Source organism: Pseudomonas corrugata (assembly GCF_050920615.1).
GTDB lineage: Bacteria > Pseudomonadota > Gammaproteobacteria > Pseudomonadales > Pseudomonadaceae > Aquipseudomonas > Aquipseudomonas corrugata.
The window spans coordinates 2,371,577-2,387,036 of the sequence record NZ_CP130434.1 but is presented as its reverse complement, the minus strand read 5'-3'; the positions used below and the strand labels follow the sequence as shown (position 1 = coordinate 2,387,036).

Genomic DNA, 15,460 nt, shown 5'->3' with positions numbered 1-15,460 from the left:
GGGTACGTCACCTTCACGGAATTTCCGACAATTGTCAATCGCCCTAAACAAGGCCTCGGGCGCGACTTGACGGTCATTTCCATTACCCTGCAGATCCGCAACAAAACGCTGCATGTCGAGACATTCATAGAATCAATAATTAGAAAAGTCGCCCTAATTCCGGGCGTGGAGAATGCAACCGGCTATGCTGGCGGATAGGTGATCGAAGCGCTTGGCGCAAGGACGTTACGAACGAACGCCCGGTTTTGAATGGTTTACGGCCTGCCTGGCCAACCCGCCCGACGAGACTGTCGGGCTTTTTTTGCGTCAGGCCAGGGCCTTGAGCACTGCGGCAATATCCTGCAAAACAACGGCTTCGCCCTTCTCGCCCCAGTACAAGGTGATCATTTGCCGGTCGGCTTCGATCTTGTAGACGTTGGCCGGCAATTTCCGAAAATGCTCGAGTAACGACTCATCCTGACAAACTTCCCGCCATTGGTTGACCCAGACGCCCGGCGCGCTCTGCCAGTAACTCCAACAGGCTGGCTGCTTGCCACGCCGGGGCCGATGGTACTGCGCGCAGGGGTTTGGAGGCTGGGGATCGAGCCAGTGCGGCCACTCCTGGGGGGCCAATTGCATGGCCAGGCCGAGGCGACGGGCCTCCATGCGAAGGGCCATGCGACCGCTCTGTACACGGGACGGACGCAACCATGCCAGGGGGCTCAATACCACCAACAGGATTGACACCACTATCCAGACCGTCATATCAGTACTCCCGAATTCTGATGAGCCATTGACCCCTGTCGCCGTCAATGCGCTTGAAACCAGCCATACTTAACCGTATCGCCATTCTCTGGAGTGCTTTTCATGTATTACGAACACATCCTGGTCGCCGTCGACCTCACTGAAGAATGCGATCCCGTCATCAAACGTGCTCGCGCCCTGTGCGATGGCCGAGAAACCAAGCTGTCACTGGTGCATATCGTCGAGCCGATGGCAATGGCCTTTGGTGGTGATGTCCCCATGGACCTTTCCCAACTGCAGCAACAGCAGTTCGATCAGGCCAAGGAACGCCTTGATCGCCTGATCGTGAAATACCCGGACTTGAAACGGGAGAACAGCCACTTGACCTATGGCCAGCCGCGCCAGGAGATCCATCATTTGGCCAAGGAGCAGGGCTGCGACCTGATCGTGGTCGGCAGTCACGGTCGCCATGGCCTGGCGTTGCTGCTGGGCTCCACCGCCAACGACGTGCTGCATGGCGCGCCTTGCGATGTACTGGCGGTGCACCTGGTCAAGCGCGCATAACCACCATGAGCCCCCGCGGGAGCGAGCCTGCTCGCGATGGCGCCAGCACAGTCGACACCGCTGTCAGCTGACACACCGCTATCGCGAGCAGGTTCGCTCCCACAAAGGGCCGCCTTTCAAATCAGGCATCCAGCTCGGCCCAACGCTCCACCAGCGCATCCAGCTCAGCCTGCAACTGCTCCAGGTGCGCAATCACCTTGGCGGTTTCCGCAGCCGGTCGCTGGTAGAAACCGGCATCGGCCATCTCGGCCTGCACTGCGGTGATCTGCGCTTCCTTGGCATCGATATCACCCGGCAACGCTTCCAGCTCGCGCTGCAGCTTGTAGCTGAGCTTCTTCTTGGCCGGGGCCTGGACTGCGGCAGCTACCGGAGCAGGCTCGCCCTTGACCACGGCCGAATTCAAGTCGGCCTTGCCGGACTTGCTCTCGGTAACGCCCAGAAGGCGCGGCGAGCCGCCCTGGCGCAGCCAGTCCTGATACCCGCCGACGTATTCGCGAACCTGACCTTCACCTTCGAACACCAGGGTGCTGGTGACCACGTTATCGAGGAATGCCCGGTCGTGGCTGACCATCAGCACGGTGCCGTTGAAGGTCAGCAGCACCTCCTCCAGCAACTCGAGGGTTTCCACGTCCAGGTCGTTGGTCGGTTCATCGAGCACCAGCAGGTTCGCCGGCTTGCTGAACAGCTTCGCCAGCAGCAGACGGGCGCGCTCGCCGCCGGACAACGCCTTGACCGGGGTACGGGCACGCTGGGGGCTGAACAGGAAATCACCCAGGTAGCTCAATACATGGCGGCTCTGGCCATCAATATCGATGAAGTCGCGGCCTTCGGCCACGTTGTCGATCACGGTCTTTTCCAGGTCCAGTTGGTGACGCAACTGATCGAAGTAGGCGACGTCGATCTTCGTCCCCTCTTCCACCTTGCCGCTGCTCGGGACCAGGCCACCGAGCATCAGCTTGAGCAAGGTGGTCTTGCCGGTGCCATTGGCGCCCAGCAGGCCGATGCGGTCGCCGCGCTGCAGGACCATGGAGAAGTCCCTGACCAGGAACGGTCCGCCTGGATGGGCGAAGCTGACGTTTTCCAGCACCATCACCTGCTTACCGGATTTTTCAGCCGTTTCCAGCTGGATGTTGGCCTTGCCGGTGCGCTCGCGACGCTCGCTGCGCTCGACGCGCAGGGCCTTGAGGGCGCGTACGCGACCTTCGTTACGGGTACGACGGGCCTTGATGCCCTGGCGGATCCAGACTTCTTCCTGGGCCAGGCGCTTGTCGAACAAAGCGTTGGCGGTTTCTTCCGCCGCCAGCACCGCTTCCTTGTGCACCAGGAAACTGGCGTAGTCGCCGTTCCAGTCGATCAGGCCGCCACGGTCCAGTTCAAGGATGCGAGTCGCCAGGTTCTGCAGGAAGGAACGGTCGTGGGTGATGAACAGCACCGCCCCCTGGAAATCCTTCAAGGCTTCTTCAAGCCAGGCAATGGCGCCGATATCCAGGTGGTTGGTCGGTTCGTCGAGCAAGAGCAGGTCCGGCTCGGAGACCAGGGCCTGGGCCAGCAGGACGCGACGACGCCAGCCACCGGACAACTCGGCAAGGGTCTTGTCGGCCGGCAGTTGCAGGCGGCTCAGGGTGCTGTCGACCAGTTGCTGCAGACGCCAGCCATCGCGGGCTTCGAGGTCGTGCTGCACATGCATCAGTTTTTCCAGGTCGGCATCGGTGACGATGTTCTGGCTCAGGTGGTGATATTCGGCCAGCAGCGCGCCGACACCGTCCAGGCCCTCGGCAACCACATCGAACACTGTCCGCTCGTCGGCCAGCGGCAGTTCCTGGGGCAGCTCACCGATCTTCAGGCCGGGGGCACGCCAGACCGAGCCGTCATCGGGCTTCTGGTCGCCCTTGACCAGCTTCATCATGCTGGACTTGCCGGTGCCGTTGCGACCGATGATGCACACCCGCTCACCACGGGCGATCTGCCAGGACACCTTGTCCAACAACGGCATCGCGCCGAAAGCAAGGGACACATCGCTGAATTTGAGCAGGGTCATGAGCTTCTCCAAAAACCGGGCGCGCATTCTACCTGAGATGCGACTTCAGGGGTCCGCCATTTTCGTCGTTGAATCACTCTGCATAACAAATGTTGCGAACTTGCGCCGACGGCCCCGCAAAGCTTTCGCCGGTTGCTGGCAAAAGGCTAAGCTACAGGCAGTTACCCTGGGTTCTCCCTTGGGCTTTTCATGTTTTTTCTGCCCGGATGTCTCATGCGCAGTCGCCTTATTACTGTTTTGTCTTGTTTTTTCATATGCGCCACTGCTGCCCAAGCCGCTCACGCAGTGGATATTTCCACCCAGCGCCAGTATTACGATGAAGCAAAGCGGGCCCTGGCCAAGGGTGATACCGGCCCCTATTTCCGTTACAGCCAGGCCCTGCGCGATTATCCACTGGAACCGTACCTGGCCTACGACGAACTGACCGCTCGCCTCAAGAGCGCGAGCAACGCCGAAATCGAGAAGTTTCTTGCCGAACATGGCGACCTGCCCCAGGCCAACTGGATGAAACTGCGCTGGCTGCGCTGGCTGGCCGAACGCGGCGACTGGGCAACCTTCGTCAAATACTACGACCCCAAGCTCAACTTCACCGAGCTGGACTGCCTTAACGCCCAATATCAGCTCAGCCATGGCCTCAAGGCCGAGGGCTACGCCAACACCGAAAAGCTCTGGCTCACCGGAAAATCCCAGCCGCAGGCCTGTGACGCGCTGTTCGGCCTGTGGGCCTCCCAAGGCCAGTTGACCGAGCAGAAACGCTGGGAGCGTGCCAAACTGGCGGCTCAGGCCCGCAACTATCCACTGGCCAACAGCCTGGTCAGCGGCCTGGTCACCCTCGCCCCTCGCGGCAAATTGCTGGTGGACGTGGCGCAGAAACCCGAACTGCTCAACCAGCCCTCACGCTTCGTCCCGGCCGATGAGCCGATGTCGGACATCGTCAGCCTCGGCCTGCGTCGCCTCGCCCGCCAGGATCCGGATAAAGCCATGGCATTGCTGGATGGCTACGCCAGCACCATGCATTTTTCCCGCGACGAAAAAGTCGCCATCGCCCGGGAGATCGGCCTGACCCTGGCCAAGCGCTTCGACAGTCGCGCCCTCGACGTGATGACTCAATATGACCCGGAGCTGCGGGACGACACTGTTTCGGAGTGGCGCCTGCGCCTGCTCCTGCGCCTGGGCCGCTGGAACGACGCCTATCAATTGACCCGTCGCCTGCCCGAGTCACTGGCCAGCACCAACCGCTGGCGCTACTGGCAGGCTCGCAGCCTGGAACTGGCTCAACCGCAGAACCCCGAAGCGTTGACGCTTTACAAACATCTTGCCCGCGAGCGGGACTTCTACGGCTTTCTGGCCGCGGACCGCTCCCAATCGCCCTACTCACTCGCCAACAAGCCCCTGGTGCTGAGCCAGGCACTGATCAACAAAGTGCGCAACACGCCTGGCATTCGCCGCGCCCTGGAGTTCCATGCCCGTGGGCAGATCGTCGACGGGCGCCGCGAGTGGTATCACGTCAGCCGGCATTTCAACCGCGACGAAATGGTCGCCCAGGCGAAGCTGGCCTACGATCTGAAATGGTATTTCCCGGCCATCCGCACCATCAGTCAGGCCAAGTACTGGGACGATCTGGACATCCGCTTCCCGATGGCGCATCGCGATACCCTGGTGCGCGAAGCCAAGGCTCGTGGCCTGCATTCAAGCTGGGTGTTCGCGATCACCCGCCAGGAAAGCGCCTTCATGGACGACGCCCGCTCCGGCGTTGGTGCCACCGGCCTGATGCAACTGATGCCCGGCACCGCCAAGGAAACCGCGCGCAAGTTCAGCATTCCCCTGGCCTCGCCCAGACAGGTGCTGGATCCGGACAAGAATATCGAGATCGGCTCAGCGTACCTGAGCCAGGTCCACAGTCAGTTCAACGGCAACCGTGTCCTGGCCTCGGCCGCCTACAACGCCGGCCCGGGTCGCGTACGCCAGTGGCTGCGCGGCGCCGACCACCTGAGCTTCGACGTCTGGGTCGAAAGCATCCCCTTCGACGAAACCCGCCAGTACGTGCAGAACGTTTTGTCGTACTCGGTGATCTACGGCCAGAAACTCAACTCGCCGCAACCGCTGGTGGACTGGCATGAGCGGTATTTTGACGATCAGTGAGGCTCAAGCGACAAGCCATGCCTGAAAACAAAAATGCCCGTATCAAACGATACGGGCATTTTTTATGGTCAGCTTTATCCCCACAATCCCCTGTGGGAGCGAGCCTGCTCGCGATAGCGGCGGGTCAGCTTGCATCAATGTTGAATATGCCGCCGTCATCGCGAGCAGGCTCGCGCCCACCGGTGTGCGTGTTCAGTCGGCTACCGCCGCATGCCCCACATTGAACTGCAACGCCGCCAACCGCGCGTACAGCTCATTGCTGGCCACCAGCTCCTGATGCGTACCCACCGCCACCACCCTGCCCTGGTCCATCACCGCGATCCGGTCGGCGTTCTTCACCGTGGCCAGGCGGTGGGCTATGACCAGGGTGGTGCGATTCTTCATCAGATTGGGCAGGGCTTGCTGGATCAGGTGTTCGCTCTGCGCGTCAAGGGCGCTGGTGGCTTCGTCCAACAGCAGGATCGGCGCGTCCACCAACAGCGCCCGGGCGATGGCCAGGCGCTGGCGTTGGCCACCGGATAACCCCAGCCCTGCGTCCCCCAGGTGGGTCTGGTAGCCATCGGGCATCTTTTCGATGAAGTCGTGGGCATGGGCAATCCGGGCCGCCTCGCGCACCTGCTCGACGGTCGCGTCGGGATTGCCGTAGCGGATGTTTTCTTCCACGGTGCCGAAAAACAGGGCCGGATTTTGCGAGACCAGGGCGAAATGACGGCGCAGGTCCAGGGGATCGAGTCGGGTCAGCGGCACATCATCGATGAGAATCCGGCCTTGCGCCGGGTCGTAGAAACGCAACAACAAGTCATACACCGTCGATTTGCCCGCACCGGATGGTCCGACGAGGGCGAGTGTTTCGCCGGCGTTGACAGTCAGGTCCAGGCCATCGAGCGCATAGCTTTCCGGTCGGGACGGATAAGAGAACCGCACGCCTTCGAGACGCAAATCGCCCCGGACCCGCTCCGGTAACGTTACAAGATCCGAGGTCGGTGGCTGGATGATGTTCTGCGATCGCAACAACTCAGCGATGCGCTCAGCCGCGCCGGCGGCCCGCTGCAGCTCGCCGATCACCTCGCTCAGTGTACCGAACGCACTGCCGACGATCAGGCTGTAGAACACGAAGGCCGCCAGCTCACCGCCGGAAATCCGCCCGGCGATCACGTCCATGCCGCCCACCCAGAGCATCACGCCCACCGCCCCCAGCACCAGCACGATCACCAGGGTGATCAGCCAGGCCCGCTGGGCGATGCGTTTGCGGGCGGTGTCGAACGCCTGCTCCACCGTGACGGCAAAACGACGCTCATCCTGGACCTGATGATTGTAGGCCTGCACGGTCTTGATCTGGCCCAGGGTTTCGGAAACGTAACTGCCGACATCGGCGATGCGGTCCTGGCTCTGGCGGGACAGGCTGCGCACCCGACGCCCGAACACCAGGATCGGCGCCAACACCAGCGGCAGGGCAATCGCCACGATGCTGGTGAGCTTGGGGTTGGTGATGAACAACAGCACGATGCCGCCGATCACCATCAGGGCATTGCGCAGGAACAGCGACAAGGACGAACCGATCACCGACTGCAACAACGTGGTATCGGCGGTCAGCCGTGACTGGATCTCCGAGCTGCGGTTGTTTTCATAGAACCCCGGGTGCAGGTACACCAGGTGGTTGAAAACCTGTCGCCGGATATCGGCCACCACGCGCTCGCCAATCCACGACACCAGGTAGAACCGGGAAAAGGTTCCGATCGCCAGGCCTATCACCAGCACCATGAACAGGCCGATGGACTGGTTCAACAGTTGAGGAGAGCGCGTCATGAACCCTTGGTCCACCAACAGCCGGATGCCCTGCCCCATGGACAAGGTGATGCCCGCCGTGACGATGAGCGCCAGCAATGCACCGGCGACCTGTTTGCGGTAAGGAGCGATAAAGCCAATGGCCAGGCCAATGGCCCGGCGATGTAAGGAAGAAAGCATCAGTAGCGTCCAGTAATGCAACAGGAAAAGGACCGGTCAACGGCACCGAAGCGCGGCGGAACCTTATTGAATCAGAATGAGTCAGGTTAAATATGACCGCGACGACTATCCGCTAGAGGGTATCGGTCTAAAGTCTGACTGGAAACGTATTGGCGTTTCTGTTTGAGTAGAACTGTCGTCATGGCCTTCAAGGAGTGTCATGGCTCGGTCACCTGACGACAATACATTAGTGGCCTGCGTGGCCGATTCGAATAAAGGCCACTAGGCACACAACCTGACGAGGAGACAGGCCATGTCCTTGCAACACAGCAGCGACGACAAGATTCAAGTGATCCGCACGCAACCGGACCAGTCCCTGGGCTGCTCGTTCATCGACGCGCAAGGGCGCGAAGTACCGATCACGGAAGAAATGATCCAGAAAGCTTGCAGCGAACTGGAAAAACGACTGGTCAAGCCTGCCGAACAAAAGTGATACAGCCCGTCTTCGATTGAACCCGACCTTGATGTCGGGTTTTTTGTGCCTTCGGTCTGTGCTGCCCTGTGGCGAGGGAACTTGCTCCCGCTCGGGTGCACCCTACAGGGTCAGCGGGAGCAGCCCTTCTTTCCCACAAAGGCCGTGCCTAGACAAGGGTGGCCCCCAGCGCGGTCACGATCTGCTGCAACGCCGCTGATTGCCCTTCAATGTGTACTTTCAAGCTGTCGACCTCCCGGCGTGGCGGGTAATGTTTGCGCAGGGCATCGAAGGCACTGCGCTGCTCGCTGGTCGTCCCCACCAGGCTACGGCGAAAGTCCGCATCATCACGACGGGGGTCGTATACGCCACGGCACAGCGCAGCCAGCGCCCAGGCAGGGTCGGTTGCTGCGTCCAGGGTGACGCCGCCCAGCCAGGGGCGAGGCAGCAGATCGCCGAGGCTGACCGCGACCGGTGCCTCCAGGAACGCGCACAAAGCCTCATAGATCTGCGCCGTGCCGCGCTGGCGGCCATCGAGGCTGTAACCGGCAATGTGCGGCGTGGCAATCACGCACAGGTCGGCCAGGTCCACATCCACCGTGGGCTCCTGCTCCCAGACATCCAGCACCGCTTGCAGGTCTTCGCGCTCCAGCAGCACGTTGCGCAACGCGGTGTTATCGATCACGGGCCCGCGAGCCGCATTGATCAGCCAGGTACCGGGTTTGAGGCTATTCAGGCGCTTCTCGTCGAACAGATGCCAGGTCGGCTGCTCGCCGTCACGCGTCAGGGGGGTGTGCAGACTGATCACGTCGCACTGTTCGATGATCTGCTCCAGGCTCACATAGTCGCCGCCCTCGGCCGCCTGACGGGGTGGGTCGCACACCTTCACGTCCCAGCCCAGGCCCTTGAGCACATTGACCAAGCGCCCGCCCACCTGGCCTGCGCCAACCACGCCGAAGGTGCGCTGGCCCAGGTCCGCGCCTTCGATTTCAGCCAGGGTCATCAGGCTGCCCAGCACATAGTCCACCACGCCCCGGGCATTGCAGCCCGGCGCACTGGCCCAGCGAATACCGGCCTCGGCGAAGTAATCCAGGTCCAGGTGATCGGTGCCTATGGTGCAAGTGCCGACAAAGCGCACGTTGCTGCCTTCCAGCAACTCACGATTGACCCGACTGACAGAGCGAACCAGCAACACATCGGCCTGCGCGACCATGTCCCGGTCGATGCCGCGCCCCGGCACCCGGCGGATCTCACCGAAACCCTTGAAAAAGGCATCGAGCAGGGGAATGTTTTCGTCGGCGACGATCAGCATGGCAAAGCTCCTTTGGCGGGGTGGGCAGTGTAGGCGTTCCGGTGTGTCTGCGCATTACCGGAAGTGAATGACGGTGAGCGGGCAGTCGCAGCTCTCTGTGGGAGCAAGGCTTATCCCAATGTCGGTCAGTTAAGCCGTAGGAGCAAAACTTGCTCGCGATAGCGGCAGGCCGGCCAACATTATTGCTGGCTGACTTACCGCTATCGCGAGCAAGCTTTGCTCCCACGGGTTTTGCCGACATTGGGATAAGCCTTGCTCCCACAGGTTGCGCACCCAAGGGACCGCTTACAAATCCCCAACACAGCTTTTTTCCTGACCACTGCGTCAACGCGTAGAATCCGCCGCCTTGCGCTTATTTTTTCGGACGTTTCCCCTGTGAATCCCGTGATCGACACCCCCACCCTGCTCTCCCGCCCGGCCCGGGTTCGCCTGGAGATCAAGACACTGTTGGCCCTGGCGCTGCCGATCATGGTGGCGCAACTGGCGACCACCGCCATGGGCTTCGTCGATGCGGTGATGGCCGGACGTGTCGGCCCACGGGACCTGGCGGCAGTAGCGTTGGGCAACTCGATCTGGGTGCCGGTGTTCCTGTTGATGACCGGCACGCTGCTGGCCACTACGCCGAAAGTCGCCCAGCGCTTCGGTGCCGGAACCTTCGACGAGATCGGCCCGTTGGTGCGCCAGGCCCTGTGGCTGGCGCTGGTGGTAGGGTTGATCGCGACGCTGGCGCTGTTGAGTGCCGAGCCGATCCTGCACATCATGAAAGTGGATCCGGAGCTGATCGGTCCCTGCATGGAATACCTGCGCGGGATCGGCACCGGCCTGCCGGCAGTGGCGCTGTACCATGTACTGCGCTGCTTCAGCGACGGCCTGGGCCGTACGCGACCGGCAATGGTGCTGGGGTTGTGCGGGTTGGCGCTGAACATTCCGCTCAACTACATCTTCATCTACGGGCACTTGGGCGTTCCGGCCATGGGTGGCGTCGGTTGCGGCTGGGCCACCGCTATCGTGATGTGGGTCATGGCCCTGGGCATGGCCGGCTGGACGCGCTGGGGTCTGGCCTATCGGTCGAGCCATTTGTTCAGCGGCTTCGATTGGCCGCAATGGGCAGTCATTCGACGCCTGCTCGGCATCGGCCTGCCGATAGGCATCGCGGTGTTTGCCGAGTCGAGCATTTTTGCGGTAATTGCGCTGCTGATCGGCAGCCTCGGCGCCGCGGTGGTGGCCGGGCATCAGATCGCGCTGAACTTCAGTTCCCTGGTGTTCATGATTCCCTACTCCCTGGCCATGGCCGTGACTGTACGGGTCGGCCAGACGCTGGGACGTGACCAGCCTCGCGAGGCGCGTTTCGCCGCTGGCGTGGGCATGGGCGCGGCCCTGGCGTATGCCTGCCTGTCGGCGAGCCTGATGTTGGCGCTGCGCGGTTCCATCGCCGCGATCTACACCGCCGACCCAGTGGTGATCGAGGTTGCGTCGATGCTGATCGTATACTCGGCGCTGTTCCAGTTTTCCGATGCCATCCAGGTCACCGCCGCCGGCGCGTTGCGTGGTTACCAGGACACCCGGGTGACGATGATCCTGACCCTGTTCGCCTATTGGGGTATCGGCTTGCCGGTGGGTTATGCGTTGGGCCTGACCGATTGGTTCGGCGCAGCCAGCGGCCCGAGCGGGTTGTGGCAAGGCCTGATCGTGGGCTTGAGCTGCGCGGCGCTGATGCTGTCGATCCGCCTGGCCCGCAGCGCGCGCAAGCAGATCCGCATCAGCCGTTCGACGAGTTAAGCGAGCTTCTTGCGGATCCAGTAGCGGTAAGTACCGTCCACTTCGTCCTGGGCCACCAGTTCGTGGTCAAGAAACACACAGAACTTGGGGATGTCGCGGCGGGTCGAGGGGTCGGTGGCAATCACCTTCAACAGCCCGCCCGGCACCAGGTCACGGATGTGCTGGTGCAGCATCATCACCGGCTCCGGACAATTGAGGCCGGTGGCATCCAGCGTGCCGTCGACCGGCGTGTCGTGTATTTCACTCATGGTCTACTCCTGAAACTGGCCGGCATTGTCGCGCAATGTCGGGTTGGAACAAAGCCCGCATATTTCGGTTCTGTGGGAGCAAGGTTGTGGGAGCAAGGCTTGCCCGCGATGCGGGCGCCGCGATTCTGAAAGACCGCGTTGACTCATCGCGAGCAAGCTTTGCTCCCACCAGGCTTGGTTCCCACAGGCTTCTTGCTGTCCAGCCGCCGCAAATGGCACGTCACCTCTTCGCGGTCGTGGTACAGCTGCTTGCACCCGATCTCCACCTTGATCCCCCGGGCCTTGAAGCCCTCGGCAATGCGTTCGAGCAGGCGTTTCACTTCGGCATAGCGCTGCTTCATCGGCAATTTGAGGTTGACCACTGCCTCGCGACAATGGCCCTCGCCGATCCACTCTTCCAGCATCGCCGCATTACGCGCCGGCTTTTCGACGATGTCGCAGACCATCCAGTCCACCGGCTGCTTGGGTTTGAAGGTAAAGCCATCCGCCATCAGGTGTTGCACCAGACCGGTGTCCATCAGGCTTTCGGCCATCGGGCCGTTGTCGATGGCGGTCACCAGCATCCCGCGATTGACCAGTTGCCAGGTCCAACCGCCCGGCGCGGCCCCCAGGTCCACGCCGGTCATATCACTGTGCAAGCGCTCATCCCACTCATCCCGAGGAATAAAGTGGTGCCAGGCCTCTTCGAGCTTGAGGGTGGAGCGACTCGGCGCCTCCCGAGGGAACTTCAGACGTGGTATCCCCATGGGCCACATCGCCGAGTTGCTCGCCTCCGCCAGCCCCAGGAACACTTCACGGCCACTTTTGAAGGTCAGCAGCAGGCGCGGTTTGTGCGGATCGTCCACCAGCTTGCCGGCACCGGTCAGTGCCTTGCGTAGCGGGCCTTCGAATTTCTTGCAGAAGTTCGACAGTTCCTTGCCATCATTGGTGTCGACCACTTCCAGCCACACGCTGCCACAGGCCGGAAACTGCGCCATGTGGGACAGGATGACACTGATACGGTCGGTTTCCGGCAGATCAATGAAGGTACCACGCGCCCACTGGCGCGGAAAAATCAGGTCGGCGAAACGCTGACCGCACATCAGCCGCTCGGCGCCGTCCGCTTCGGTGCAGACGAATTCGGCGCAGGCACTGGCCGGTTTGGCCTTGGCATAGCCGGCTACGTTGAGCCTGGCGGCGTGTTCGGCGATCTCGGAACAGACCTCGCCTTCGAAGCCCGGCCGGCAGTGCATGAAAAGCGTGTTCATTGAAACTCCGTAGCAAAGCCTGTCACGAAAATCGGCGCATGATAGCGGACTTCGGAACCCCGAACCTGCCCATAGAGTCCAGTGATTAGTCATACGCTCGAAACAGGGCTAGGTTAAAGGCTCTGTCCGTCCCGTCAGTCCGTAACCGTGCGGACTCAAAGGAGTGATTTCAATGCCATCCCTCGATAGCCTGAAAACCCTTAAAACACTGCAGGTCGACGCCAAGGTCTACCACTATTTCAGCCTGCCGGACGCCGCCCGCAGCCTCGGTGACCTGGACAAGCTGCCCATGTCCCTGAAAGTGCTGCTGGAAAACCTGCTGCGCTGGGAAGATGAAAAAACCGTCACCGGCGCCGACCTCAAGGCACTGGCCGGGTGGCTGAAAGAACGTCGTTCCGACCGCGAGATCCAATACCGCCCGGCACGGGTGTTGATGCAAGACTTCACCGGCGTCCCGGCCGTGGTCGACCTCGCCGCCATGCGCGCCGCCGTGGAGAAGGCCGGTGGCGATCCCCAGCGGATCAACCCGCTGTCGCCGGTGGACCTGGTGATCGACCACTCGGTGATGGTGGACAAGTTCGCCAGCCGCCAGGCGTTCGAGCAGAACGTCGACATCGAGATGCAGCGCAACGGCGAACGCTACGCCTTCCTGCGCTGGGGCCAGAGCGCCTTCGCCAACTTCAGCGTGGTGCCGCCGGGCACCGGGATCTGCCACCAGGTCAACCTCGAATACCTGGGGCGCACCGTGTGGACCAAGGAGGAAGACGGTCGCACCTATGCCTTCCCCGATACGCTGGTGGGCACTGACTCCCACACCACCATGATCAATGGCCTGGGTGTGCTGGGCTGGGGCGTCGGCGGGATCGAGGCCGAAGCGGCCATGCTCGGCCAGCCAGTGTCGATGCTGATTCCCGAGGTCATCGGTTTCAAACTCATCGGCAAGCTGCGCGAAGGCATCACCGCCACCGACCTGGTCCTCACCGTCACACAGATGCTGCGCAAGAAAGGCGTGGTGGGCAAATTCGTCGAGTTCTATGGCGATGGCCTCGCCGACCTGCCCCTGGCCGACCGCGCCACCATCGCCAATATGGCCCCGGAATACGGTGCCACGTGCGGCTTCTTCCCGGTGGACGACGTCACTCTGGATTACCTGCGCCTGTCCGGGCGCCCGGCGGACACGGTGAAACTGGTAGAAGCCTATTGCAAAGCCCAGGGCTTGTGGCGCTTGCCTGGCAAGGAACCGGTGTTCACCGACACTCTGGAACTGGACATGGGCAGCGTCGAAGCCAGCCTGGCCGGGCCGAAACGCCCTCAGGACCGGGTTTCGCTGCCGAATGTCGGCCAGGCTTTCAGCGACTTCCTGGGACTGCAGGTCAAACCCACCAGCAAGGAAGAAGGTCGCCTGGAAAGCGAAGGCGGCGGTGGCGTTGCGGTGGGCAATGCCGATCAGGTAGGTGAGGCCGAGTACGAGTTCGAAGGCCACACGCATCGCCTGAAAAACGGTGCGGTGGTGATCGCGGCCATTACCTCCTGCACCAACACCTCCAACCCCAGTGTGATGATGGCCGCCGGGCTGCTGGCGAAAAAAGCCGTGGAAAAAGGCCTGACCCGCAAGCCCTGGGTCAAGAGTTCCCTGGCACCGGGCTCGAAGGTTGTCACAGATTACTACCAGGCCGCCGGCCTGACCGAATATCTGGATCAACTGGGCTTTGCCCTGGTGGGCTACGGCTGCACCACCTGCATCGGCAACTCCGGCCCCCTGCCGGATCCAATCGAGAAAGCCATCCAGAAGGCCGACCTGACCGTGGCCTCGGTGCTGTCGGGCAACCGCAACTTTGAAGGCCGCGTACATCCGCTGGTCAAGACCAACTGGCTGGCCTCGCCGCCCCTGGTGGTGGCCTATGCCCTGGCCGGCACCGTGCGCATCGATATCAGCAGCGAACCGCTGGGCAACGACCGCGACGGCAATCCGGTGTACCTGCGAGACATCTGGCCCAGCAGCAAAGAAGTCGCCGAAGCCGTGGCCCGGGTGGACACCAGCATGTTCCACAAGGAATATGCCGCCGTGTTTGCCGGTGACGAGCAATGGCAAGCCATCGAGGTGCCGCAAGCGGCGACCTACGTCTGGCAGCCGGACTCGACCTATATCCAGCACCCGCCCTTCTTCGACGGCATTGACGGGCCGCCACCGGCCATTCGCAACATCGAAGGCGCCCGGGTACTGGCCCTGCTCGGCGATTCGGTCACCACCGACCACATCTCCCCGGCCGGCAATATCAAGGCCGACAGTCCGGCTGGCCGCTACCTGCGTGAACAGGGCGTCGAGCCCCGGGATTTCAACTCCTACGGCTCAAGGCGCGGTAATCATCAGGTGATGATGCGCGGCACGTTTGCCAACATCCGGATCCGCAACGAAATGCTCGGCGGCGAGGAAGGCGGCAACACGATCTACATTCCCAGCGGCGAAAGAATGCCGATCTACGATGCCGCCATGTTGTATCAGGCCAAGGGCACGCCGCTGGTGGTGATCGCGGGACAGGAATATGGCACCGGCTCCAGTCGGGACTGGGCAGCCAAGGGTACGAACCTGCTGGGGGTCAAAGCAGTGATCGCCGAAAGCTTCGAGCGCATCCATCGTTCCAACCTAGTGGGCATGGGCGTACTGCCGTTGCAGTTCAAGCTCGACCAGAACCGCAAGCGCCTGAACCTGACCGGCAAGGAAACCGTGGACATCCTTGGCCTGAACGACGTCGAACTGACGCCACGGATGAACCTGCCACTGGTGATCACCCGCGAGGACGGTAGCCAGGAGCAGATCGAGGTGTTGTGTCGGATCGATACCTTGAATGAAGTGGAGTATTTCAAGGCGGGCGGGATCCTGCACTACGTCCTGCGGCAATTGATTGCCGGTTAAAGCGCAATCCCTGTAGAAGCGGGCTTGCTCGCGAAGGCAGTCGTTCTGTTGCTGCATTGACTGGCCCGGCGCTTTCG

11 protein-coding genes are annotated in these 15,460 nt (G+C 62.0%); 5 read left to right on the top strand and 6 right to left on the bottom strand.

Features of this window, described 5'->3' with window-relative positions; all coding sequences use genetic code 11:
- Window positions 1-306: 306 nt before the first annotated feature.
- Window positions 307-744: a hypothetical protein gene (locus tag QZH45_RS10910; protein ID WP_024777910.1), complete on the bottom strand. Its 438-nt coding sequence runs from the start codon at window positions 742-744 to the stop codon at window positions 307-309.
- Between the two features lie 102 nt (window positions 745-846).
- On the opposite strand from QZH45_RS10910, the gene QZH45_RS10905 reads away from it, so the two are divergent.
- Window positions 847-1,287, top strand: coding sequence for a universal stress protein (locus tag QZH45_RS10905; RefSeq protein ID WP_024777909.1), 441 nt, complete (start codon window positions 847-849; stop codon window positions 1,285-1,287).
- A 121-nt stretch (window positions 1,288-1,408) separates the two neighbouring features.
- Here the strand turns inward: QZH45_RS10905 and QZH45_RS10900 are convergent, their stop codons facing one another.
- On the bottom strand, window positions 1,409-3,325 hold the full coding sequence (locus tag QZH45_RS10900) for an ATP-binding cassette domain-containing protein (RefSeq protein ID WP_055135168.1): 1,917 nt from the start codon (window positions 3,323-3,325) through the stop codon (window positions 1,409-1,411).
- A 213-nt stretch (window positions 3,326-3,538) separates the two neighbouring features.
- Here QZH45_RS10900 and QZH45_RS10895 point away from each other — a divergent pair, with 213 nt between their 5' ends.
- On the top strand, window positions 3,539-5,467 hold the full coding sequence (locus QZH45_RS10895) for a transglycosylase SLT domain-containing protein (protein ID WP_055135169.1): 1,929 nt from the start codon (window positions 3,539-3,541) through the stop codon (window positions 5,465-5,467).
- Window positions 5,468-5,659: 192 nt separating this feature from the next.
- On the opposite strand, the gene QZH45_RS10890 is transcribed toward QZH45_RS10895, so the two are convergent.
- Entirely contained in the window at window positions 5,660-7,432 is a 1,773-nt protein-coding gene (locus tag QZH45_RS10890) for an ABC transporter transmembrane domain-containing protein (protein WP_069018512.1), read from the bottom strand.
- 292 nt (window positions 7,433-7,724) lie between these two features.
- Here QZH45_RS10890 and QZH45_RS10885 point away from each other — a divergent pair, with 292 nt between their 5' ends.
- Window positions 7,725-7,904, top strand: coding sequence for a PA1571 family protein (locus QZH45_RS10885; protein WP_024777905.1), 180 nt, complete (start codon window positions 7,725-7,727; stop codon window positions 7,902-7,904).
- 148 nt (window positions 7,905-8,052) lie between these two features.
- On the opposite strand, the gene pdxB is transcribed toward QZH45_RS10885, so the two are convergent.
- Window positions 8,053-9,195, bottom strand: a complete 1,143-nt coding sequence (pdxB, locus tag QZH45_RS10880) for a 4-phosphoerythronate dehydrogenase PdxB (protein WP_024777904.1) — start codon at window positions 9,193-9,195, stop codon at window positions 8,053-8,055.
- A gap of 375 nt (window positions 9,196-9,570) precedes the next feature.
- Here pdxB and QZH45_RS10875 point away from each other — a divergent pair, with 375 nt between their 5' ends.
- Entirely contained in the window at window positions 9,571-10,974 is a 1,404-nt protein-coding gene (locus QZH45_RS10875; RefSeq protein ID WP_055135920.1) for an MATE family efflux transporter, read from the top strand.
- Here the strand turns inward: QZH45_RS10875 and tusA are convergent.
- A complete protein-coding gene (gene tusA / locus QZH45_RS10870) occupies window positions 10,971-11,222 on the bottom strand; it encodes a sulfurtransferase TusA (RefSeq protein ID WP_024777902.1) in 252 nt (83 codons plus the stop codon). The two genes, QZH45_RS10875 and tusA, sit on opposite strands and share 4 nt — an antisense overlap.
- Before the next feature lie 143 nt (window positions 11,223-11,365).
- Complete coding sequence (rlmM, locus tag QZH45_RS10865) at window positions 11,366-12,469, bottom strand: 23S rRNA (cytidine(2498)-2'-O)-methyltransferase RlmM (protein WP_055135919.1); 1,104 nt, start codon at window positions 12,467-12,469, stop codon at window positions 11,366-11,368.
- Window positions 12,470-12,641: 172 nt separating this feature from the next.
- Between rlmM and acnA the strand changes: the two genes are divergently transcribed.
- Window positions 12,642-15,383 carry an aconitate hydratase AcnA gene (acnA, locus tag QZH45_RS10860; RefSeq protein WP_024777900.1) on the top strand — a complete coding sequence of 914 codons (2,742 nt, stop codon included), beginning with the start codon at window positions 12,642-12,644 and terminating at the stop codon, window positions 15,381-15,383.
- Window positions 15,384-15,460: the final 77 nt, after the last annotated feature.